General features: G+C 68.3%; 19 protein-coding genes and 1 pseudogene. 16 read left to right on the top strand and 4 right to left on the bottom strand.

The features are described from left to right. The first annotated feature begins 56 nt into the window (after nt 1-56). The 6 genes from G6N37_RS03415 to G6N37_RS03440 all read left to right on the top strand — a co-directional run bounded on the left by G6N37_RS03415 (nt 57) and on the right by G6N37_RS03440 (nt 8,327). Complete coding sequence (locus G6N37_RS03415) at nt 57-500, top strand: DUF5994 family protein (protein WP_276066523.1); 444 nt, start codon at nt 57-59, stop codon at nt 498-500. A gap of 211 nt (nt 501-711) precedes the next feature. Continuing rightward, a complete protein-coding gene (locus G6N37_RS03420; RefSeq protein ID WP_163675910.1) occupies nt 712-2,220 on the top strand; it encodes a wax ester/triacylglycerol synthase domain-containing protein in 1,509 nt (502 codons plus the stop codon). A gap of 318 nt (nt 2,221-2,538) precedes the next feature. After that, complete coding sequence (locus tag G6N37_RS03425) at nt 2,539-3,732, top strand: GAF domain-containing sensor histidine kinase (RefSeq protein ID WP_163675912.1); 1,194 nt, start codon at nt 2,539-2,541, stop codon at nt 3,730-3,732. 116 nt (nt 3,733-3,848) lie between these two features. Next, nucleotides 3,849-7,118 carry a serine/threonine-protein kinase gene (locus G6N37_RS03430; RefSeq protein ID WP_163675915.1) on the top strand — a complete coding sequence of 1,090 codons (3,270 nt, stop codon included), beginning with the start codon at nt 3,849-3,851 and terminating at the stop codon, nt 7,116-7,118. Nucleotides 7,119-7,143: 25 nt separating this feature from the next. After that, on the top strand, nt 7,144-7,437 hold the full coding sequence (locus G6N37_RS03435) for a hypothetical protein (protein ID WP_163675918.1): 294 nt from the start codon (nt 7,144-7,146) through the stop codon (nt 7,435-7,437). A gap of 50 nt (nt 7,438-7,487) precedes the next feature. Then, nucleotides 7,488-8,327: an enoyl-CoA hydratase/isomerase family protein gene (locus G6N37_RS03440; protein ID WP_163675921.1), complete on the top strand. Its 840-nt coding sequence runs from the start codon at nt 7,488-7,490 to the stop codon at nt 8,325-8,327. Here the strand turns inward: G6N37_RS03440 and G6N37_RS03445 are convergent. Beyond that, the gene (locus G6N37_RS03445) at nt 8,322-9,098 is read right to left on the bottom strand and encodes an MBL fold metallo-hydrolase (RefSeq protein ID WP_163675924.1); all 777 of its coding nucleotides are present in this window, start codon (nt 9,096-9,098) and stop codon (nt 8,322-8,324) included. The genes G6N37_RS03440 and G6N37_RS03445 overlap by 6 nt on opposite strands. Nucleotides 9,099-9,260: 162 nt before the next feature. Between G6N37_RS03445 and G6N37_RS03450 the strand changes: the two genes are divergently transcribed. From G6N37_RS03450 to G6N37_RS03480, 7 genes are all read left to right on the top strand, one after another. Then, a complete protein-coding gene (locus G6N37_RS03450; protein ID WP_163675927.1) occupies nt 9,261-10,448 on the top strand; it encodes a lipid-transfer protein in 1,188 nt (395 codons plus the stop codon). 2 nt (nt 10,449-10,450) lie between these two features. Beyond that, a complete protein-coding gene (locus G6N37_RS03455; protein ID WP_163684538.1) occupies nt 10,451-10,909 on the top strand; it encodes a MaoC family dehydratase N-terminal domain-containing protein in 459 nt (152 codons plus the stop codon). Continuing rightward, nucleotides 10,906-11,316 (top strand): MaoC/PaaZ C-terminal domain-containing protein, encoded by a 411-nt coding sequence (locus G6N37_RS03460; RefSeq protein ID WP_163675931.1) that lies wholly within the window; start codon nt 10,906-10,908, stop codon nt 11,314-11,316. The genes G6N37_RS03455 and G6N37_RS03460 overlap by 4 nt, the downstream gene beginning before the upstream one ends. A gap of 19 nt (nt 11,317-11,335) precedes the next feature. Beyond that, the gene (locus G6N37_RS03465; protein ID WP_163675934.1) at nt 11,336-12,163 is read left to right on the top strand and encodes an SDR family NAD(P)-dependent oxidoreductase; all 828 of its coding nucleotides are present in this window, start codon (nt 11,336-11,338) and stop codon (nt 12,161-12,163) included. Between the two features lie 8 nt (nt 12,164-12,171). Beyond that, nucleotides 12,172-13,320, top strand: a complete 1,149-nt coding sequence (locus G6N37_RS03470) for an acyl-CoA dehydrogenase family protein (RefSeq protein ID WP_197745723.1) — start codon at nt 12,172-12,174, stop codon at nt 13,318-13,320. Nucleotides 13,321-13,345: 25 nt separating this feature from the next. Next, nucleotides 13,346-14,887: an acyl-CoA synthetase gene (locus tag G6N37_RS03475; RefSeq protein WP_163675939.1), complete on the top strand. Its 1,542-nt coding sequence runs from the start codon at nt 13,346-13,348 to the stop codon at nt 14,885-14,887. Between the two features lie 68 nt (nt 14,888-14,955). After that, complete coding sequence (locus tag G6N37_RS03480; protein WP_163675942.1) at nt 14,956-16,080, top strand: TetR/AcrR family transcriptional regulator; 1,125 nt, start codon at nt 14,956-14,958, stop codon at nt 16,078-16,080. A 7-nt stretch (nt 16,081-16,087) separates the two neighbouring features. Here G6N37_RS03480 and G6N37_RS03485 read toward each other — a convergent pair whose 3' ends face one another. Next, the gene (locus G6N37_RS03485) at nt 16,088-17,653 is read right to left on the bottom strand and encodes a long-chain-fatty-acid--CoA ligase (RefSeq protein ID WP_163675946.1); all 1,566 of its coding nucleotides are present in this window, start codon (nt 17,651-17,653) and stop codon (nt 16,088-16,090) included. Between the two features lie 34 nt (nt 17,654-17,687). Then, nucleotides 17,688-18,275, bottom strand: a complete 588-nt coding sequence (locus G6N37_RS03490) for a hypothetical protein (protein WP_276066527.1) — start codon at nt 18,273-18,275, stop codon at nt 17,688-17,690. A 180-nt stretch (nt 18,276-18,455) separates the two neighbouring features. Here G6N37_RS03490 and G6N37_RS03495 point away from each other — a divergent pair, with 180 nt between their 5' ends. The 3 genes from G6N37_RS03495 (at nt 18,456) to G6N37_RS03505 (ending at nt 21,087) form a co-directional block, all read left to right on the top strand. Further along, nucleotides 18,456-19,286 (top strand): SDR family NAD(P)-dependent oxidoreductase, encoded by an 831-nt coding sequence (locus tag G6N37_RS03495; RefSeq protein ID WP_163675949.1) that lies wholly within the window; start codon nt 18,456-18,458, stop codon nt 19,284-19,286. Between the two features lie 17 nt (nt 19,287-19,303). Then, the gene (locus G6N37_RS03500; protein ID WP_163675952.1) at nt 19,304-20,236 is read left to right on the top strand and encodes a catalase family peroxidase; all 933 of its coding nucleotides are present in this window, start codon (nt 19,304-19,306) and stop codon (nt 20,234-20,236) included. Nucleotides 20,237-20,301: 65 nt separating this feature from the next. Continuing rightward, nucleotides 20,302-21,087 carry a sulfite exporter TauE/SafE family protein gene (locus tag G6N37_RS03505; protein WP_163675955.1) on the top strand — a complete coding sequence of 262 codons (786 nt, stop codon included), beginning with the start codon at nt 20,302-20,304 and terminating at the stop codon, nt 21,085-21,087. Between the two features lie 25 nt (nt 21,088-21,112). Here the strand turns inward: G6N37_RS03505 and G6N37_RS03510 are convergent. Continuing rightward, a pseudogene (locus G6N37_RS03510) lies at nt 21,113-22,202 on the bottom strand (glutamate--cysteine ligase). Between the last annotated feature and the right edge of the window lie 21 nt (nt 22,203-22,223).

Raw genomic sequence — 22,223 nt, forward strand, 5'->3', positions numbered from 1 at the left:
CCCGCAACAGCTCGAGGTGGGCCACGACACGGGGCATCCCCGCGCCGCGGTTTCGGTTGAAACCCACCGCGCATGGCAGCGGGTATGTGGATGGTGCATGGTGGCCACGCAGTGATGACCTGCTGACACAACTGCCTGATCTGATCGCCGACCTGTCGATGCGTCTGGGCGCGATCAGTTGTGTGAAGTACAACAACACCGAATGGAGGGCAACGCCCGCCGAACTGGTGAGCGGGGGACGGGTGGTCCGACTTGACGGAGACCGCGGCCATCCGCCAAGTACGGTGGAAGTCCTTGACTGCCAAGGCGATAAGCTTGCGTTGCTGGTTGTCCCATTTCACCTCGGCCCCGATCAGGCGCACGGGATCGTGACGGCAGCCGCCGCGCCTGGCGACGTGTCGAGCGTCGATACCCTGCTCATGATCAGCGCGAAAGACCGCGAAAACCGCACGAAGAGGACCGCCGCGCGCGCCCGCTGGGAATTAGCAACGCGGCTATGACGATTGCCGACCGAGGGCCATCAGCGACTTCGGTATCGGACTCGAGAGTCGGCCCAACGAATTGAAGAAGTAACTGGCACAACCGAAGTGAACAGATCGTCACCGACGACGACGGCGCCGCCGGTGCTCATGATGCTGTCCGCATCACTGTTGGCACGCGTTGATAGAGGTTGTGAATCAAGAGGTTTCGTTGCACGAAAGGGGGGCGCCGATGGTTATGCGATTGTCGGGGACCGATGCGCTGTCGCTGCACACCCAAAGTTCGGAGATGCCCGCGCACACGGTCACGCTGGTGATCATCGATGCGTCCGATCAGCTGAGCCACCAGCGGCTACACCGACTGGTGGCCGCGTCGCTGCCGCAACTGGCGCGGTTTCGGAGCCGTCTGGTGACCAAGCCGCTGGGCGTGGGGCAGCCCGTGTGGGCCGAGATTGACGACTACGACCCCTCTCCGCAAATCCACTGTGCAACGCTTCGCGCTCCCGGCGGGCGGCGGGAGTTCGCCGATCTCATCGCGGACTTGAGCGCCGGGCGACAGGATGGCCTCAGCCGGCTGTGGGAAGCGTGGAGTATCAATGGCCTGGCGGGCGGCCGGTGGGCGTTGGCCGTGAAGATGTCGCCTGCCCTGAACGACGGGGCCGCTGGAGTAGCGTCCGTGTGGCCGCGGCTGCTGACCACCGGACCGCACGCCGACCCGGCCGACAATCTGCCGGCCGAGCCGGGCTTCGGCTCGGCGCCCTCCGTAGGCGAACTCGTTACCGACGTGATGACGGAGATCATCGAAAACCATGTCGCCGGAATGTGGCTGGTCGCCGAGACGGTATCTGGTGTGCTGCAGGCCGTGAGTGGTCGGCTGCGCCGCATGCGCGCAGGGGCCCCGACGGAACCGCTGGCATCGTCGATGAGCGGGCCGGTGCCGCACACGGTCTTCAACGCGCCGCTGACCAGGCGACGTGCAGTGGCCTTGGCCTCGATCCCGCTGGCAGACGTGAAGGCGGTCAGCAACGCGTTCGGGGGCAGCATCACCAATGTTGTTCTAGCCGCCTGCACACTGTCATTGCGCGCATGGCTGCAACGGCACGACGAGGTGCCCGACGACCCCCTGCTGATGCGGATGCCGTTCGAGCTACCAGCCACGGATCCCCCTAGGGTCGGCAGGGCGTTGACTATGGGGCGGCTTCGCATCCCGGTACACCTCGCCGACCCGGTGCAGGTCCTCGCCAACCTCCATACCGCCACCGAAAGACTGAACACGATCCGTAGTGGTAGTAACGAAAACTGTTCTCCCACGGTCGATTTAGCGGCGATGGCTGCGCTTACCCCGCCGGCCGTAGCGCGCATGGGAATGCGGCTCTACACCCGATCAGGCCTGCGGCGCCAGCTCAAGCCGATCTGTCATGGCAGCGTCTCCCACATTGCCGGTGATCCGGTGCAGGCATACTGCGCCGGCGCCAAGGTCGTCGGCATGTACAGCGTGGCACCACTGGCCGAAGACAGTGGGTTGAGCATCGCGCTGACCGCCCGTGGTGACGGGCTGGATGTGAGCGTGTGTGCGTGCCCCGACAATGTGCCCGCGATCGATGACATCGCTACCGGGATCATGCGGTCCGTCGATGTTCTGGTGGCGGCCGCACAGGAATCTCCTCGCGGGCAAGGCCGTTCCGTCGTCACCGAGATGACGTCACACCCCGCGAATCGTTCACGCGGCCAACCCTATTGACAGGCTCACGTAAGTCCCCGCGCTGTCGGTTCGGCCGGGATTTTCCGATCATTACCCGGAAGTCATCGGCGATCACAACGGGTCCATAACGGGTTAGGCAAGTCTCCACATGGCGAGTCGTATCTTTCACCGACCTATGCATGTAGTGTTGAAGTATCGGTGCCAAACAGGCACGAGAGTATGGCCTCCGATGGTCGGGGATGCGCTGGTATAAGCCGTAACTGTTCTGCTGAGGCGCCAGGGCTGATGGCGTTGATCAGCACGCCGCAACGACTAGCCACCGCTTATCGGTAACGCACCGTGTGGCGGAAGGCCGCTATGGTAGTTCACAACGACAACGGCATCTTTTTGGACCCGGTGCGCGCGTCGGCCCGGCGAGCCAGCGCCAGCCGCGAAATTTTCGCCGCTCTCTTGTCCGACGCCGATCTTCATTTGCAGCCACTGCAGCTGATTGTCGAACGTGCCGCAGAGCTGGCCGATGCCGAGCAGGTGATCGTGCTCGTCCCGGTTGACCCCGATCAACCCCGCAGTGACGTGGACCAGCTGGTGGTGTCGGCAGCAGTGGGCGTGCACGCCAAGGAACTTCTCGGACAAGAGGTTCCGGTCAGTGGTTCCATCGTCGGTGAGGTGTTTCGGTCTGGTGAGGCCCTGATCAGCGATACGTTTCGCCATCCAATGCGGGCGTTCGCCGACATCGGTGAGCGACCCGCATTCGTGATGTTGCTGAGGTCCGGGCAGCAGGCACTGGGCGTGATGGTGGTGGCCCGTAACGCCGCTGCGCCACCTTTCGGCGACGAGTATTTTGACCTGGCCCGCGACTTCGCCGATCACGCCGCGATCGCCCTGACGCTAGCCACCGCGCGACGACACGCCAGTGAACAGACCGTGCTGGCTGATCGGGACCGCATCGCCCACGATCTGCATGACCATGTCATCCAGCGCGTCTTCGCCATTGGCATGGACTTGCAAGGTGTCACCGCACGCCTGCGTTCACCACAGCTGGCGGCGCGGGTGGCCCAATCCGTGGACGGATTGGACGCCGTCATCGACGACATCCGCCGCTCCATCTTCAAACTGCAACGTCCCCCGGCCGGGCGGCGCAGTTTCGCCCGGCGCATCCAGGACGCTGTCGAGCACCTCAGCGGGGACCACCGCGAGGTCACCACGCTGAGCATGGCTGGGCCCATGGCCACCGTGAGCGATGAACTCGCCGCCCACGCCGAAGTCGTTGTCGTCGAAGTGCTCAGCAACGCGGTGTGGCAATCAGGGGCCGAAAACATCACCGTCGAAGTCAGTGTCACCGACGAACTATTCATCGAGATCACTGGTGATGTAGGCGGAATCCCGTCGGACGACCAGCGCCGAATTGGCCTGGCGAGTATTGCCCAATGCGCCGAAGACCTCGGCGGCCAGTGCATGATCGCGAGCCCACCAGACCGCGCCATCCACGTCTGCTGGCGCATACCGCTGCAGGACTCGTCCGTCCATACGACAGCGGTGGCCCCGATATAGACAGCCTCCGCTGCCTGTAATGCGGAAATTACTGCCATCGCCCCAGGTCATTCCGCGCTATGGTGACACGACCGGTGGGTTGGCACCCTCTTTACTCGCGAGGACAGTGACCGTCGATGGCCGACGTGGATGCAGAGGCGATCCAGCAGGATCTGATCGCCGGGGTCGCCGCGGAACTCGACTTCGCCGGCGTCGAGCAGATCGGGCGCGGCGGATTTGGCGTGGTCTACCGTTGCGCCCAGCCCGAGCTGGACCGCATGGTGGCGGTCAAAGTCCTGACCAACGACCTCGACCCGGAAAATCTCGACAGATTCCTGCGTGAACAGCGCGCGATGGGCCGGCTCTCCGGGCACCCGCACATCGTCACCGTCCTGCAGGTCGGCACCACCCGCGGCGGCCGGCCGTTCATCGTGATGCCGTACCACGGCAAGGGGTCGCTATGGGGCCTGGTCAGCGCTCACGGGCCCCTGGACTGGCGCGAGGCGCTGAGCATCGGGGTGAAGCTCGCCGGCGCGCTGGAAGCGGCGCATCGGGCCGGCATCCTGCACCGCGACGTGAAGCCGGGCAACGTCCTGCTGACCGACTACGGGGAACCGCAGCTGACCGACTTCGGCCTGGCCCGCATCGCCGGCGGGTTCGAGACCCGCTCGGGCGTGGTCATCGGCTCACCCGCGTTCATCGCGCCCGAACTGCTCGAAGGCGCCACTCCGACAACCGGATCCGATGTCTACTCGTTGGGCGCGACGTTGTTCTGCGCGCTGACCGGCCACCCGCCGATGGGCCGGTCGATCCCCGAAACGCTGCGTGATCGGGGCGTGCCCGACGACGTCGTCGCGGTCATCGAGACCGCCATGATCCGCGATCCGTCGCGCCGGCCGGGGACGGCTCTCGAATTCGGTGAGCAGCTGCGTGAGGTCCAGCGCCGCCACCGCATCCCCACCGACGACATGGTGGTGCCGGTCGAGCTGAGGCGCGCAGGCTCGCCACGTGCGGGGGCCTCGGATCATCGGCGCGACGCCACGCCGACGCCGCCGGCGCCGGCGACGAAATACCGTCCTCCCGCCTCGGTTCAATCGCTGGTCCCGCGCGATCGGTTGACGGCGTTGCTGCGCGCGGCCGGGCGCAGGCGGCTGATCCTGCTGTACGCGCCGTCGGGGTACGGCAAGACCACCCTGGTCGCCCAATGGCGCGCCGAACTGACGGACTACGGCGTCACGGTGGCCTGGCTGACCGTCGACGACGACGACAACAACGTGGTGTGGTTCCTCGCCCACCTGCTCGCCGCGATCCGGCGCGTGCGTCCCACCCTGGCCGAACCGCTGGAGCAGCTACTCGAACAGCGCGGCGACGAGGCGACCCGTTACGTGTTGACCTCGCTGATCGACGCGATCGACGAGACCGGCGAACCCGTCACACTGGTCATCGACGACTGGCAGCGGGTATCGGACGCCCACAGCATCGACGCCCTGCGGTATCTGATCGACCACGGTTGCGATCACCTGCAGATCATCGTGACCAGCTGGTCGCGGGCCGGACTGCCGTTGAGCAAGTTACGAGTTCGCGATGAACTGGTCGAGATCGATTGTGAAAAGCTGCGATTCGATACCGACGAGGCGCGGTCACTGCTCAACGAGGCGGTCGGGCTGCAGTTGGCGGGCAGCGACGTGGCGGCCCTCACCGCATCGACGGACGGGTGGGTCGCCGGCCTGCAGATGGCGAAACTCTCCCTGCGCGGCGGTGGCGATGCCGGCGCTTTGGTGAGTCGGATGTCGGGAGAAAGCGAAGCGGTCGGCGAGTTCCTCGCCGAGAACGTCCTCGACATCCTCGACCCCCAACTGGTGGACTTCATGATGGCGACCTCGATCACCGAACGCATCTGCGGTGAGCTGGCATCGGTGTTGGCCGGCGTCGCCGGCGGACACGCCATGCTCGAAGACGTCGAGCGCCGCGGCCTGTTCCTGCGCCACATCGACCATGAGCCCCAATGGTTTCGTTACCACCAGATGTTCGCCGGATTCCTGCGCCGCCGGCTCGAACGCGACAACCCCGGCCGCCTCAACGACCTGCACCGCACGGCGTCGGCATGGTTCGCCGAGCGCGGCCACATCAGCGAGGCCGTCGACCATGCGCTGGCCGCGGGGGAGACCGGCCGGGCGGTGGACCTCGTCGAGGACATCCAGACCAGAGCGTTGATCAACCAGTCGCGCATGACCACCTTCCTCGGCCTCGTCGAGAAGCTGCCGCCGCAGCTGGTGACCTCGAGGCCGCTGCTGCAACTCCCCGTGGCGTGGGCGAACATCCTGCTGCACCGCAGCCGGGCCACCGAGGCGGCGCTCGATCGCTTCACCGCCGCCCTGGCCACGGCCGACCTGCCCGAGGCGAGGCGGGCCGAGCTGACACTGGAAGCAAACGTGGTGCGCGCGGTGGCCGAGATCTATGCCGACCGGACCGACGGGCTCGAGGGCCTGCTGGCCGAGGTGATGTCGAGGGCGCACGAACTGCGCCCGGTGCTGCCCCAGGCCGCCGCCATCGCCCTGGCGTTCGCGGCGATTCAGCGCTTCGACTTCCCTGCCGCGCAGCGCCTCTTGGAGTGGGTCGAGCCCTTCAACGAGCAGGTCGGCGCGGTCGGTGCGGTCTACGCCCGCAGCTGGTCCGGCATCGCCGCCCGCCAGCAGCTCGACATCCCGCTCGCGTTGCGCCGTTTCCGGGAGGCGTTCGAGACCGGCACTGCGGTGGGGCCCCACTCCTACGCGGCCCGGATCGCCGGCGCCGTGCTCGGTGAAATGCTCTATGAGACCGGCGAATTGGACGAGGCGGCGGAGCTACTGGAGGAGAGCTATCACCTCGGCCCCGAAGGGGGCGGAGTCGACTACCTGGTGGCGCGCTATGTCGTCGGCGCCAAAACCAAAGCCGCGCAGGGCGATCGCGAGGCCGCCGCCGGCCGTCTGGACGCGGGCATGGCGGTGGCCGAGAAGCTGCGGTTACCGCGCCTGGCCGCCGCCATCACCCACGAGCGGGTCAGGCAGGGGCTGCCGATCGACCCCGCCGAGGCCGCCCGGCTGCGTGCCGGGGGCGGCATTCCGCGCGCCGGCGACGGCATCGCCACCCTCACCGCCGAACTCGACGCCGCCTCCGGCATCCGACTGCTCGCCCGGAGCCACGCCGGCGACGACCGGGACGAGGCGTGCCGCCGCGCGGCCGCCCTGCTGGCCGGAATCGACCCGGCCGCCCGGCCGCTGGCCGCCTTGCAAGCCCGCCTGTTGCTCGTCGAAACCGTCGGCGCCGCGGGGCGCGGCGCCGATGCGCAGGACGACATCGCGGCGGTGCGCACCCTGTGCACGCAGCATGGATTGCCGCGGCTGCTCATCGACGCGGGCCTCGGTTGACGGCAGAACACGAAAGGACGGTGGAATGGCAGGCAACCAGGAAGGCATCGGTATCCTGAAACTCGAATGCCCGCAAGGCCATCCGGTGGGCCGGATCGTCAAGGACGCCCCGCATCAGGCGGTTCAATACGATCCCGGCGCGATGGTGGGGCCCCGCCGGTTCTGGCCGGATGAAGATGACCAGCCGCAGTTCAGCGCGCAGTGCAGGCACTGCGACAAGCCGGTGGGCGACACCACGGCCACGCTGCAGGTGAAACTGGCCGAGGTGATCGCGGACGCGTCGGTGACGACCGGGACGGCCACGCTGGCATATCGGTAGGTCGCCGCTACGGTAAGAGCGACAGTAGCGACCGACCCGAGAGGAATCCCGTGGCCCAGGTTCCCCCCACCCAGCAGGACACCCCCCGCCCGCCGGAGGGGGACTGGCTCGGCACGCCATACCTCACCTTCGAGCGCCACGGGTCGATCGCGGTGTGCACCATCGACCGTCCCGAAGCGCGTAACGCCCTGACTCCCGCGATGTACTTCGGGATCCGTTACGCCGTCGGACGTGTCGCCGAGGACCCGGACCTGGCCGGGCTCCTCATCACCGGGACCGGGGACGTTTTCGCGCCCGGAGGTGACATGGGCGGCGGGGGAGCCACGGACAACTGGATCACCTTCGGCGGCGCGCTCGGCATGGACGTCACGCCGTTCGACACGGTGCGCACGTCGGCCAAACCCGTCGTCTCCGCGGTCAACGGCCTGTGCCAGGGCGGCGGATTCCAGATCGCGCTGTGCAGCGACCTGTCGGTGGTCAGCGACCGCGCCACCTTCCGGGTGCCCGAGCTGTTCCGCGGCTACGCCGACACCTACTACAGCCAGATGCTCGCCCGGGTCATCGGGCCGGTGCGTACCCGCGACCTGATGTTCACCGGACGGGTGCTGACCGCCGCCGAGGCCCTGGACTGGGGGCTGGTCACCCGCGTCGTGCCGCACGAGGGCCTGCTCGACACCGCGAAAGAGCTACTCGCCCAGTGTTGTCGGACCGCACCGCGGGCCCGCGGGATCATCAAGTCCAGCATCGACAGCTACCTGGGCCTCTACGACCGCATCGGCATGACCAGCAGCCTGAGCGACGCCGAGGCCCGTGAGGGCTTCCGCGCGTTCAAGGAGCGCCGCTCGCCCGACTGGGTGCACCCCGACCTGCGCGTCGAGGGGCGGCTATAAGTCGATCCACTCCCCGTGGGGCGCGACCCGCAACCGCTCGGCGATGCCGGCCTGGTCGAAGGCCGCGGCGAACTCGTCGGCGCCTTCGCTGAAGTGGGCCCAGCCGTCGACGTGCGCGGGTATGACGACGCGGGCGCCCAGAATCTCGGCCGCGGCGGCCGCGCGCGCCGCGGTCAGGGTCAGCGGCCGGCCGCGCTCCTTGGTGGGCACCCGGGCCGCCCCCGCGAACAGCACCGCGACGTCGATGTCGCCCACCCGATCGGCCACGTCCTTGACCACCGCCATCGAGGCGTTGTCGCCGCTGAGATACACCGTGGGCAGCCCGGATCCGGACAGCACGAAGCCGGTCACCTCGCAGTTGACGTGGCCGCCGTCGTCGCGCTGGCCGTCGGCGGGGCCATGCGTCGCCGGAACGGCTTGCACGGCAAGCGATTCGGACAGCTCATAGGTCTGCCACGGCGCCAGGCCCACCGCCGGCGGGCCGAGCCGCCCGGCGGCGCCGGGGTGGGTGAGCACCAGCGGTGCGGCCAGGGCCATCCGCCGGCCCTCGTCGTCCAGGTTGTCGGGATGCTGGTCGTGGCTGATCAGCACCGCGTCCACCCGGCCGAGCGCCTCGGGGCTGACGGCGGGACCGGTCAGCTTCGTCAGGTAGGCATGCACCCCGGGCGGGTCGAACGTCGGGTCCATCACGATCCGGTGCCCCGCGATGTCGACCACCGTGGTCGGACCGCCCAGCACGCTGATCGCGCAGTCACGCCGTTGTGCGTCCACTGTCGACCTCCCCATTTCGCGCACCGCAGCGTCTAGCCGTCAGCCGCCAAGAATTCTAGGGGCCGGCGCGTCCACCCGCCCCGTCGCGCAAATCCATCTTGCTTCTGCCCGCGTCTCCTGCTAGACATAAGTGAATATTTCCTAGTCTCTAGCGGAGGAATCATGACTCATCGTGTGCTGGTGGCCGGTGTCGGGATGATTCCCTTCACCACCCCGAGTCGATCCGAGACATACCAGGTTATGGCGCAAAATGCGGCACATGCAGCGCTCGCGGACGCGGGCGTCGAGTACGCGTCGATTCAGCAGGCCTATGTCGGCTATGTGTATGGAGACTCGACATCAGGGCAGTCGGCCTTGTACGGCTTGGGGCAGACCGGCATCCCGGTCGTCAACGTCAACAACAACTGCTCGACCGGTTCGACCGCGCTGTGGTTGGCGCGCCAGGCCATCGAGAACGGTGCGGCCGACTGCGTCCTGGCGCTGGGGTTCGAGCAGATGCAGCGCGGCGCGCTGGGATCGATGTGGACCGACCGGCCCAGTCCGTTCACCCGCTTCGACGACGCCACCCGGGCCGCGCAGGGGTGGGACGATGCCGCGCCGATGGCCGCCCAGTATTTCGGTGGTGCCGGCCGCCAGTACGCCGACAAGTACGGCACCGACCCCGCGACGTTCGCCCGGATCTCGGTCAAGGCGCGCCGGCACGCGAAGAACAATCCCTACGCGGTGTTTCGGGACGAGGTCACCGTCGAGGAGGTGCTGGCATCGCCGCACATCTACGGGCCGCTCACCAGGCTGCAGTGCTGCCCACCGACCTGCGGCGCCGCCGCCGCGGTCCTGGTCAGCTCGGAGTTCGCCCGCAAGCGCGGGTTGTCGCCGCAGGTCGCCATCAAAGCTCAGGCGATGACGACGGACTTTCCCTCCACCTTCGAAGGCGCCGACATGATCAAGGTCGTGGGCTACGACATGGCCAAGGCCGCCGCGGATCAGGTCTACGAAGCCTCTGGTGTGGCGCCGGAAGACATCCGGGTCGTGGAACTGCACGACTGTTTCACCGCCAACGAATTGCTCACGTACGAAGGCCTGGGACTGACTCCAGAGGGCACCGCGGAGAAATTCATCCTCGACGGCGACAACACCTACGGCGGACGCGTGGTGACCAACCCGTCGGGCGGACTGCTCTCCAAGGGACATCCCCTCGGGGCGACGGGCCTTGCGCAGTGCGCCGAATTGGTGTGGCAGCTACGCGGCCAGGCGGGGGCACGGCAGGTCGACGATGTCAGCGTGGCGCTGCAACACAACATCGGACTGGGCGGGGCGGCCGTGGTCACCCTCTACGAGAAGGTCGCGTGACCGTGGCGCTCGACAAGGCCGTCATCGGAACCACCCTGCCGGCCACCACGCTGACCGTCGAACGAGCGCGGCTGCGCTTCTTCGCCAAGGCGATCGGCGAGACCGACCCGGTCTACACCGATGTCGACGCCGCCAAAGCGGCCGGCCACCCGGATATTCCGGCGCCCCCCACCTTCCTGTTCTCGGTCGAACTGGAGAGCCCGGACCCGTTCGCGTTCCTCGCATCACTGGGCGTCGACCTGAGGATGGTTCTGCACGGCGAGCAGTCCTTCACCTACCACGCGATCGCCTACCCCGGTGACGAACTCGTCGCCACGCCGCGCATCACCGACGTCTACGCCAAAAAGGGCGGCGCGCTCGAATTCGTGGTCAAGGAGACCGCGATCACCCGCGCCGACGGGACGGCGGTCGCCGAACTGCAATCGGTCATCGTCATCCAGAACCTCGGGGTCACACCATGACACTCGCCGAAACCGTAACCGTCGGCACCGAACTGCCACCGCTGAAGGTGGCGCCGATCTCACGGCTGACGCTGGCGTTGTTCGCCGGCGCTTCGGGTGACCACAACCCGATGCACGTCGACCTCGACGCCGCCAAGTCGGTCGGCCTGCCGGACGTGTTCGCTCACGGAATGCTGTCCATGGCCTACCTGGGCCGGCTGCTGACGAACTGGGTTCCCCAGCAGCGGATCCGCGCCTACCGGGTCCGTTTCGTGGCGATCACCCCGGTGCACGGCGAACCGACCTGCACCGGCCGGGTCACGCACATGGACGACGTCGACGGCGAACGGCGCGCCACCGTCGAACTGGCCGTGCGGCTCCCCGACGGCACCACCACCCTCACCGGCGACGCCGTTGTCGCCCTATAACCGAAAGGCGCTGTCGAACATGGGAACTCTGGACAACAAGGTCGCGATCGTGTCCGGTTCGGGCCGCGGCATCGGGCGCGAAATCGCCGTCAAGCTGGCCTCCGAAGGGGCCCACGTCGTGGTGAACGACCTCGACGCCGACCCCGCCGCGGAGACCCTCGCCGCCATCGAGGCGGTCGGCGGCAAGGCCGTCACCTGCATCGGCAGTGTCACCGACGCCGGCTTCGCAGAGCGGTTCGTGCAAACGGCCGTCGACACCTTCGGCGGCCTGGACATCATCGTCAACAACGCCGGTTACACCTGGGATTCGGTGATCCAGAAGATGACCGACGAACAGTGGGACGCGATTTTGGACGTCCACCTCAAGGCCCCCTTTCACATCCTGCGCGCCGCGCAGCCTGTCATCAGCGGACTGGTCAAGCAGGCCAAGGCGTCGGGCGAGCCGGTGCCGTGCCGCAAGGTGGTGAACATCTCCTCGCTGGCCGGCGTGGGCGGCAACGCCGGCCAGGCCAACTACGCTTCGGCCAAGGCCGGCATCCTCGGCCTCACCAAGGCCCTCGCCAAGGAGTGGGGCCGCTACAACGTCACCGTCAACGCGGTGGCGTTCGGATTCATCAAGACTCGGCTCACCGAGGTGTCAGCGGGTGGCGGCAAGATCACCGTGCAAGGCAAGGAGATTCAGGTCGGGGTCAACCCGGATCTGCTCGCCGCGATGGAACAGTTGATCCCACTGGGACGGGCCGGCACCCCGGCCGAAGCCGCGGGCGCGGTCTACCTGCTGTGCTCGCCCGAATCGGACTACGTCAGCGCGCAGACCCTGGTCTGCGGCGGCGGCGTCAACATCTAGGAGAAAATGTGGGCGCGGTACACCGATCGCCATGGGTCGACGACGAGGTCGCCGACCTCAAACACATGGCGATCAAGTTTTTCGAGGCCGAGGCCGTTCCGAACCGGGAACGCTGGGAGCGGCAAAAGTGCGTCGACCGTGAGTTCTGGTTGGCCGCGGGTCGATTGGGGCTGTTGTGCGCATCGATTCCGGAAGAGTACGGCGGGGGCGGCGGAACGCTGGCCCACGATTTCGCCATCCTCGAGGCGCAGGCCGAATGCGGCGACAGCGGATTCGGCAACCAGGTGCACAGCGGCCTGGTGGCGCATTACCTGCTCGCCTACGGCACGGAGGAACAGAAACGGCGGTGGCTGCCCAAGATGGCGACCGGCGAATACATCGGCGCGATCGCGATGTCGGAGCCCGGGGGCGGCTCGGACCTCAAAGCCCTGCGCACCACCGCGATCCGAGACGGTGACCACTACCGGCTGAACGGATCCAAGACGTTCATCTCCAACGGCGCCAGCGCGGACCTGATCGTGCTCGTGGTCAAGACCGACCCCTCGGCCGGCGCCAAGGGCGTCTCCCTGCTCGTCCTGGAAACCGCCGGCGCGCGGGGCTTCCGAGTCGGGCGCGTGCTGGACAAACTGGGCATGAAAGCTCAGGACACGGCGGAGCTGTTCTTCGACGACGTGCGGGTCCCCGCCGGCAACCTGCTGGGCGAGGAAGGCGCCGGCTACGGCTACGCGATGAAGCAGCTCGCCCACGAGCGCTTGATCATCGCCATCATCGGCGTGTCGACGCTGGAAACCGCCGTCGCCGAAACCGTCGCCTACACCAAGCAGCGTCACGCCTATGGGGCGCCACTGTTTTCCATGCAGCACATCAGGTTCGAACTCGCGGACTGCGCGACCATCGCAAGAGTGGCGCGAACCTTCGTCGACGACTGCATCGTCAAGCACCTGCGCGGCGAACTCGACGCCGCGACGGCGTCGATGGCCAAGGCGTGGGTTACCGACATGCAATGTGCGGTCATCGACCGGTGCTTGCAGCTGTTCGGCGGATACGGCTACATGCTGGAGTACCCGATCACCCGGATGTACGCCGACTCGCGCGTCCAGAAGATCTATGCCGGCACGAACGAAGTCATGAAGGAACTGGTCGCGCGTTCGCTGTGACCGCGGTCCCCGCACGGAGAAGAAAATGTATGTGACACAGTCGCTTCACCGCATGCTCCAGCAGTGTCCGGACATGCCGCTGACGGTTTTCGCCGATCGCCAACGTACGGTGCGCCAGTCTGCCGATCGCATCGCGCGGCTGGCTGGCGCTCTGCGGGCGCGGGGCGTGCGCCGCGGCGAGCGGGTGGCCTTCTTGGGCCTGAACTCCGACCGCTATCACGAGTACATGTACGCGGTGCCATGGGCTGACGCGGCCGTGAACCCGGTCAACGTCCGCTGGAGCCCGGCCGAAATCGCCTACTCGCTACGGGATTCGGAAACCGCCGTGCTGCTCGTCGACGATGCGTTCGCCGCCACCGTCCCGCAGGTGGAGGCCGCGGGCGCCGAGCTGTCGACGATCGTCTACTGCGGCGAGGGCCCCTGCCCGCCGGGGATGCTCGACTACGAAACGCTCATCGACAGCGCGCGGCCGATCCCCGACCCACGACGCGGTGGGGACGAGCTTTACGGCATCTTCTACACCGGCGGTACGACCGGGCATCCCAAGGGAGTGATGCTCAGCCACAACAACGTGATGACCTCCGCGCTGGGCTGCCTGGCCACCGGCCGGTTCCTCACCGACCACGGCCGAATCCTGCACGCCGCGCCCCTGTTTCATCTGGCGGCGATCGGCATGTGGATCGCCGGCAACGTCGCAGGATCAACCCACGTGATGGTGCCGTCGTTCACCCCCGGCGGCGTGGCCGAAGCGATCGGCAACCATCACGTCACCGACGTGTTGCTGGTACCGACGATGATCCAGATGCTGATCGACCATTCGGACTCCGCCGGGTTCGACCTCACCTCGCTGCGCCACCTCATCTACGGGGCCTCACCGATCTCCGAAGCGCTTGTCGACCGTGCCCAAAAGGCGTTTCCGAATACCGGTTTGGCGCAGGCGTACGGGATGACCGAGCTGGCCCCGGCGGCCACCTTCCTCTCGGCGGCCGACCATGACAACCCGGCACTGCAGCGATCCGCCGGCCGGGCCCTCCCTCATGTCGAAGTGCGGGTGGTGGACCCGAACGGCGACGAGGTGCCGGCGGGTGAGATCGGGGAAGTCATCGTGCGCGGCGACAACGTCATGCTCGGCTACTGGAACCGGCCCGCCGAGACGGCCGCCACGGTTCGCGACGGCTGGATGCACACTGGTGACGTGGCGCGCATGGACGAGCAGGGCTACTTGTTCATCATCGACCGTCTCAAAGACATGATCATCACGGGCGGCGAGAACGTCTACTCGGCCGAGGTCGAGAACGCCCTGGCCGGCCACCCCACGGTCGCCGCCTCGGCGGTCATCGGCGTGCCCGACGATCAATGGGGCGAACGGGTCCACGCCGTCATCGTGTCGCGTCCGGGGAGCAATCCGACCGAGGAATCGATACGGGAGCACTGCCGGGAACTCATCGCCGGGTATAAGGTGCCGCGCAGCATGGAATTCGTCACCGAGCTACCCGTTTCCGGCGCGGGTAAGGTCCTCAAACGTGAGCTGCGCGAACGCTATCGGGGCCCCGTGGACAGTCGATAATGGGTAGTGAGCGGCGATCCCTGTCGAGTCCACCCGCCAGGGGGACGCGGCCCGGGAACCGGCGCCAGTTGATCATCGATGCGGCGGCCACCCTGTTCTCCGACAAGGGATACGGCAATGTCTCGATGAGCGATGTCGCCGACGCCGTGGCGGTCGGCGCGTCGGCGCTGTACCGGCACTTCCCGAGCAAACAGGCCCTATTGGCGACGGTGATCGAGGATGCCCTCGGCACTTTGGACCAGGCATTGAAGGGGGCCGACGCCTCCGCCGACCTGGCCGCCGTCCTGGCCCGACTGGTGCTGGATCACCGCACCGTGGGCGTGCTGTGGCGGCGTGAAGGCCGTCACCTCAGGGAGCAGGACCGGAAACGACTGCAGCGGGTCGCCCGACAGATCGGCGATCGACTCGCTCAACATATTCGATACCGGCGACCGGACCTGGGGTCCGCGCAGGCAGACCTGCTGGCATGGTGCGCGCTCGGCATCGCGAATAGCATTTCATTCCATCGCCTTTCGATGCCCGAGCCGGGCTTTTCGGCGCTCTTGGCCGGGTTGATCGCGGTACCGCTCGGTGCCGGCGCCGAGCTTTGTGGGGACGCGGGCGGCGGTGAGTCGGGCGGCGCGCTGGTCGCCCGCTCACGACGGGAGGCGATCCTGTCCGCGGGTGCCGCGCTGTTCGCCCAGCGGGGGTTCACGGGGGTCAGCGTCGACGACATCGGCACCGCTGTGGGCATCGCCGGACCCAGCGTCTACAACCACTTCGCCGCCAAGACCGACATCCTGGTAGCGGCCATGTTCCGCGGCAACGAACTGCTCTGGGCGAACTTCAATCGCGCCGTCGCCGACGCCCCCGACGTCGCCGGAGCCCTGCGCCGCGTGGTGCTCAGCTATCAGACCTTTGCGTTCGCCAATCCGGACATCGTCGAATTGCTCATTACCGAGGCGGCGCAACTCCCGGAGTCCGACAGTCACAGTGTCCGGAGCGCGCAGCGCGCCTATATCGACGAATGGGTCCACCTGGCGCGACAACTGAATCCCAGCTGGACGGTTACCGAGGCGCGGATCCGCGTGCAGGCGGCCCAGATGATGATCAACGACGTGGTGGTGATGCCGCGGTTGCGGAGACTTCCGGGAGTCCGGGCCGTCTTGGCCGACATCGCGGTGGCGTTGCTGGCTGCGCCATCGACGGAGTGAGGAACGCTCACACCGCCCGCGTCCGGTCGCGCCAATACGGTTCGCGCAGCTGCGTTTTGAGGATTTTTCCGCTCGCATTGCGGGGCAGCGACTCCACGAAGTCGACGCTCCGCGGGCACTTGTAACCGGCCAGGTGCCGACGACAGAATTCGATGACGTCGCTCGCGTCGACGTCGGCCTCGCCCGTGGTCGCCACGATCGCCTTGACCGATTCCCCCCAGAAGTCGTCGGGCACCCCGATCACGGCGGCGTCGGCCACGGCGGGATGCTCGATGAGCACGCTTTCCACCTCGGGCCCGTACACGTTTTCGCCGCCGGTGATGATCATGTCCTTCAGTCGGTCCTCGATGTAGACGTAGCCGTCGGCGTCGAGGCGCCCGATGTCGCCCGTGCGCACCCAGTCGTCGTCGGTGATCGTCTCGGCCGTCGCGTCGGGCCGGTTCAGGTAGCCGCTCATGTTCTGGTTGCTGCGCACCCAGATCTCGCCGGGCTCCCCGGCGGGCACCTCGGCGCCCGTCTCGGGATCGACCACGCGAATCTCGGTGCCCAGCACCGCCTTTCCGGCGGCCAGCTGCAGGTGCGGGCGGCCGGAATCGCGGTGGTCGGCGTCGCTGAGCGCGGTGACCGCACCGCACAGTTCGGTCTGCCCGTACACCTGGACGAAACGCGTGTCGGGCCAGGTGGACAGCGCGCGATGCAGCAGCGGCAGCGGCATGGGCGCCGCCCCGTACACGATGTAGCGCAGGCCCGCCACGGTGGCGTGGGCCGCTTCGCCGCCGTCGAGGAACCGGGCGATCACCGGCGGGACGAAGAAGGCGTGGGTCGCGCCGGCCCGCACCGCGCCGATGAGGGCGGCCGCGTCGGGTTCACGGGTCATGATCGTGGGCACCCCGGCCCGAATGCCGAAGAGCGCGTACCCGATTCCGCCGACGTGAAAGAGCGGCATGGCCACCAGGTTCGCGTCCCCGTCGCCGAACGGGAACGCCGGCGCCAGGTTCGCGGCGTGATTGACCAGCGCGCGCTGGCTCAGCAGCACGCCCTTCGGTCGCCCGGTGGTGCCGGAGCTGTAGATCACCAGCGCCGTCTCGCTCTCGTCGACCCCGGGGTCGCCCTCGGTGGGCGCCGCCGCGGCGAGCAGGGATTCGTACTCGTCGCCCACCACGACGATGCGTTCCACGCCCGGCGCGCGTTCGGCGGCCGCCTCCGCCGCTGCCTGCAGCTCGGCGCCGACGAAGAGCAGCCGCGCCCCACTGTCGTCGAGCACGTGCACGAGTTCGTCGCCGATGACGCGCCAGTTGACGACCGTCGTCACGGCCCCGATGGACGCGGCGGCGAAAAGCACCTCGAGGCAGGCGGGGTGGTTCTTGTCCAGGAATGCCACCGACTGCCCGCGCTGCACACCGGCGGCGCGCAGCGCGCCGGCCGCGCGGCGGATTCGTGCGGCCCAGTCAGCCCAGGACCACTGGCGTTCGCCGTAGCGAATCGCGACGGCGTCGGGCCGCTGTCGGGCGTGCCGGTCGACGAATCCGGCGAGCGTCTCCGTCGTGTGCGCCGTGGTATCGGCTGGTGGCATGGATCCCTCCGAGTTCGCTTTGCTCCATTGTGGATCAGAGCATGGACTCGATCATCATGCCGCCATCGCTGACCGCCTGCGGGGTCGCGTTGTTGTCCTGGCGGTAGTCGATGAAGACCGACTGCTGGTTCGAGGGGTTCAACAGTTCGGTGAAGGTGCCTATCACGGGCATCGCTCCCTCGGGCGCCAGCACGTCGGCCGTGTAGTCGATGGAGGCCTCCTGCTGGAATTTCGGACCGGGCAGCGTTCTCGTGTGCGCCTCGCTCAGGTCACGCACGTTGCCCAGGACGCCCGCCGCGGTGCCGGCCAATTGGTCCTTGTCCGCCTGCAGCGCGGCGACGGCATCCGCCGCGCCGGCGGGCTTGACGGTGACCCGCAGCTGCGCGCTGAGGTCGGCGTTGCTGAGCGCCACCCAGTTCGGACCGCGGTGGCCGAGCGTCCAGCCGGGCGCCGGCACGATCGAGACGCTCTGGGCGATGTCGACCGGCTGGGCCGATGTCAGCCGCACCGGCACCCGGGCCGTGCCGATCGGGACGAGGACCGCCGTGACGGCGGCGGCCGCGACCACCGCGACGGGGGCGACCCGCCGTGGGCGTGTCGGCTTGGGTGTGGTCGAAATCATTCGTCAGCTCCTGGTCCGGGGGAGGGGGACGATGCGCCCGCTGGTTCTCACAATGTCCCCGCGAACGGACGGTGTCCAAGACCGGGCCGCTATTTGCCGATAGCTCTCCCTTATCGAGTCGACCTTCCGCGGTGCCCGACGAGCGGGTTTGCCCTCGCGCGAGTGGCGCCGTGTGTCAACATGGCTGCGGCCCGACAGACCTTCCAGCAGAGGGGACCAAGCGTGGTGAACCCTGACCGTGCCCGCTCGCGCACCTTCGTCGTGACGGGCGCCGCATCCGGGATCGGCCTGGCGACCGCGAAACGCCTGCTGGCCGAGGGGGCCGCGGTCGTCGGCGCCGACCTGGCCGCCCCGCCCGACCTCGGGCCGCGGTTCGAGTTCGTCACCGCCGACGTCACCGACGAAGCCGCGATCGCCGGCGTGTTGGCCGCGGTGCCCGGACGACTCGACGGGGTGCTGCACGCCGCCGGGGTCGCCGGGGGAGGCCCGGTCCACCTGCTCGACCGGGCCGAATGGGATCGGGTGATCGGGATCAACCTCACCGGCACGTTCCTGGTCGCCAAGGCGGCGCTCGCGCGGATGATCGAGCAACCCCGCGTCGACGGCGAACGGGGCTCCCTGGTGACCGTCGCCAGTGTCGAGGGCCTGGAGGGCACGGCGGGCGGCAGCTCGTACAACGCGGCCAAGGGCGGCGTCGTGTTGCTCACCAAGAACATCGCGCTCGACTACGGGCCCAGCGGCATCCGGGCCAACGCCATCTGTCCCGGGTTCATCGAAACGCCGATGGCCCAGGGCGTCTTCGGCCTCCCCGGCATGGAGGGGCCGCTGCAATCGATCACCGAGGAGCACGCTCTGCAACGGCTGGGCCAGCCGGAGGAGGTCGCGGCCATGGCGGCGTTCCTGCTGTCGTCCGACGCCTCGTTCGTCAGCGGCCAGGCCATCGCCGTCGACGGTGGCTACACCGCGGGCCGCGATCACGGTGTCGTCAAACTCTTCGGCTTTCCCTCCTAGCGCCTTAAGATTCGCGAATGGTCACTCCCGATGAGGCGATCGAGGCGATTCGCGGCGCGGGCGGTGCACAGCCGGGTTGCCGCGCCCTGCACGCCAAAGGCGCGCTCTACCGCGGCACGTTCACGGCGACACCCGATGCGGTGATGCTCACGCGCGCAAAGCATTTCGATGGCTCGACGGTCCCGGCGCTGATCCGCTTCTCCAACGGCGCCGGCAATCCGGGTCAGCGCGACAACGTGCCGGGCATCCGCGGAATGGCGGTGAAGTTCACCCTGCCCGACGGTTCCACCACCGACGTGTCGACGCAGACCGCGCGCCTGTTCGTCTCGAGCACGCCGGACGGCTTCGTCGACCTGCTCAAGGCGATGCGGCCGGGCCTGACCACGCCGTTGCGCATGGCCAAGTACTTCCTCACCCACCCCCGGCTGCTCGGCGCGCTGCCGGTGCTGCGCGACGCGAACAAGATCCCGGTGAGCTACGCCACGATCGAGTACCACGGCTTGCACGCGTTCCGCTGGGTCGCCGCCGACGGCAGCGCCAGATTCGTTCGCTACCACCTGGTTCCGGCCGCCGCACAGAACTACCTGTCGGTGTCGGCCGCCCAGAACGAGGGGCCGGATTTCCTCACCGACGAACTCAACGCCCGCCTGGACAGCGGCCCGGTGCGGTTCGAATACCGGGTGCAGATCGGCGGGCCCGCCGACTCGACGGTCGATCCGTCGGCGCCCTGGCAGAGCACGCAGATCGCGACCGTCGGCACCATCGAGATCACCGGCCTGGAGACCGAGCGCGAGCACGGCGGCGACATCGTCGTGTTCGACCCGATGCGGGTGACCGACGGCATCGAGCCCTCCGACGATCCTGTCCTGCGCTTCCGGACGCTGGCGTATTCGGCGTCGGTCAAGCTCCGCACCGACGTCGACCGTGGGGCCGAAGCGCCGCCCGCCTGACCGACAAACCGCACCCGGCACTTGCCCGCAAGACGAAACCGGCGGCAAGCTAAGGTTTTTCTTCAGTGTCGCCTTCCCACATGCTCCTGATCTGCTTGGCCGGGTTCGGCGCCGGCGCCATCAACGCGCTCGTCGGGTCCGGCACCCTGATCACCTTTCCCACGCTGGTCGCCCTGGGCTTCCCGCCCGTCACCGCCACCATGTCGAACGCGACCGGTCTGGTCGCCGGCAGCGTGTCGGGCACCTGGGGCTACCGCGCCGAACTGCGCGGGCAGTGGAACCGCCTGCGCTGGCAGCTGCCCGCCTCGCTGGCGGGTGCGGTGCTGGGCGCCTTCCTGCTGCTGCACCTGCCGGAGAAGGTCTTCGCCGAGGTGGTGCCGGTGCTGCTGGTGCTGGCGCTGGTGCTGGTGGTCGTCGGGCCGCGGATCCAGGCGTGGACGAGCCGGCGCGCGGAGGTGGCCGGCCGGTCACCCGAGCACATCACCCCTGCCCGCATGGCCGTCCTGGTGCTCGGCACCTTCGCCGTCGGCGTCTACGGCGGTTATTTCACCGCCGCTCAGGGCATCCTGCTGGTCGGCCTGATGGGCGCGCTGCTGCCGGAGTCGGTGCAGCGGATGAACGCGGCCAAGAACCTGCTGACGCTGGTGGTGAATGTGGTTGCGGCCGTGGCCTATACGTTGGTGGCCTTCGACCGCATCAGCTGGCCCGCCGCCGGGCTGATCGCGGCGGGCTCGCTGGCGGGCGGACTGGTCGGGGCCCGCTACGGGCGCCGCTTGTCGGGCAACGCGCTGCGCGCGACCATCGTGGTGGTGGGCCTGATCGGGCTGTATCGCCTGGTCGCCGTGGCGTGACCAGAAGTGCTGTGCCGCAACGGGTTCAGCTCAGCGTCGCGGCGGCCGCCGCTTCGATGACGTCCATCACCTCGCCGCGCTCGCGCCACGCCCGCAGCTGGCGTATCGCCCCGTTACCCTGCGCGGCGACCCGGTCGAGTTCGCTCGTGACGCGGTCATATTCGCCGAGCGATTCCAGCGCCGGCCGCACGCGCTGCACGAGCGCGCCCAGCTGTTCACGCGCGGGCACCGCGCCGCGGCCGTGGACCAGGTCGAGCGCGCGCCCGGCCAGCCCGTCGTGGCCGGCCTTCCAGTACGCCGCGCGCAGGGCCCGCCGGCGGAAGCCGCCCGGGCTCGTCCGCGGGCGCTTCGAGCGCCGTCATCACCGCCGCCCTGACCAGGGTGGCGAGCAGCACCGTCTCCTCGACGGTCGCCGGCACGTCGGCCACCCGCACCTCGATCGTCGGGAAGTTCTCCGACGGGCGCACGTCCCAGTAGACCATCTTGTGGTCCAGGATCACTTCGCTGTCGATCAGCATTTGCACCGTGCGGTCATAGTCGTCGGGCGACGGGAAGAACGGTGGCGGCCCGGCGACCGGCCAGCGCCGCCACAGGACGCTGCGCCAGCTCGCAAAGCCGCTGTCGGCGCTGCGGTACACCGCCGAATTCGCCGACAGCGCAAGCAATGACGGCAACCACGGTCGTAGCCAGTTGCTGACCCCGACGGCGGCCGCGCGGTCCGGAACCTGTACGTGCACATGGCATCCGCAGATCCCTTGCTCGTGCGCGACCATCCCGTACTCGGCGCCGATCCGCCGGTAGCGGGGGGTGTCGGTGACCGGAAACTCGTGCGGCGTGGCGGGCGGAAGCCCGGTCGCGAGCAGCCGAAGCCCCGCCCCCTCGGCCGCCTGCGCCGCCGCGCGCCGCAGCCGGGACAGTTCTTCGCCCAGTTCCGAGCTGGTCGCCACGACGCTGGACGTGGTTTCCACCTGGCAGCTGCTCAGTTCCAGCTGCAGCTCGACGCCGCGGCGCGCGGCCTCGGCGGCCACATCGGCGTTCCGCGGAGCCGGTTCACCGGTTCGCGGGTCGACGAGGAGGAATTCCTCCTCCGCGCCGAAGGTGGGAGGGTCGCTCATCCGGCCGGGGAGGGCCGATCA

This window comes from Mycobacterium seoulense (assembly GCF_010731595.1).
Lineage (GTDB): Bacteria > Actinomycetota > Actinomycetes > Mycobacteriales > Mycobacteriaceae > Mycobacterium > Mycobacterium seoulense.

What these genes read in the sequence shown, in the direction of transcription:
- G6N37_RS03420 (WP_163675910.1), top strand. Translation starts at nt 712, where the DNA reads ATGGTTATGCGATTGTCGGGGACCGATGCGCTGTCGCTGCACACCCAA.
- G6N37_RS03425 (WP_163675912.1), top strand. Translation starts at nt 2,539, where the DNA reads ATGGTAGTTCACAACGACAACGGCATCTTTTTGGACCCGGTGCGCGCG.
- G6N37_RS03430 (WP_163675915.1), top strand. Translation starts at nt 3,849, where the DNA reads ATGGCCGACGTGGATGCAGAGGCGATCCAGCAGGATCTGATCGCCGGG.
- G6N37_RS03435 (WP_163675918.1), top strand. Translation starts at nt 7,144, where the DNA reads ATGGCAGGCAACCAGGAAGGCATCGGTATCCTGAAACTCGAATGCCCG.
- G6N37_RS03450 (WP_163675927.1), top strand. Translation starts at nt 9,261, where the DNA reads ATGACTCATCGTGTGCTGGTGGCCGGTGTCGGGATGATTCCCTTCACC.
- G6N37_RS03460 (WP_163675931.1), top strand. Translation starts at nt 10,906, where the DNA reads ATGACACTCGCCGAAACCGTAACCGTCGGCACCGAACTGCCACCGCTG.
- G6N37_RS03465 (WP_163675934.1), top strand. Translation starts at nt 11,336, where the DNA reads ATGGGAACTCTGGACAACAAGGTCGCGATCGTGTCCGGTTCGGGCCGC.
- G6N37_RS03475 (WP_163675939.1), top strand. Translation starts at nt 13,346, where the DNA reads ATGTATGTGACACAGTCGCTTCACCGCATGCTCCAGCAGTGTCCGGAC.
- G6N37_RS03485 (WP_163675946.1), bottom strand. Translation starts at nt 17,653, where the DNA reads ATGCCACCAGCCGATACCACGGCGCACACGACGGAGACGCTCGCCGGA.
- G6N37_RS03490 (WP_276066527.1), bottom strand. Translation starts at nt 18,275, where the DNA reads ATGATTTCGACCACACCCAAGCCGACACGCCCACGGCGGGTCGCCCCC.
- G6N37_RS03495 (WP_163675949.1), top strand. Translation starts at nt 18,456, where the DNA reads ATGGCTGCGGCCCGACAGACCTTCCAGCAGAGGGGACCAAGCGTGGTG.
- G6N37_RS03500 (WP_163675952.1), top strand. Translation starts at nt 19,304, where the DNA reads ATGGTCACTCCCGATGAGGCGATCGAGGCGATTCGCGGCGCGGGCGGT.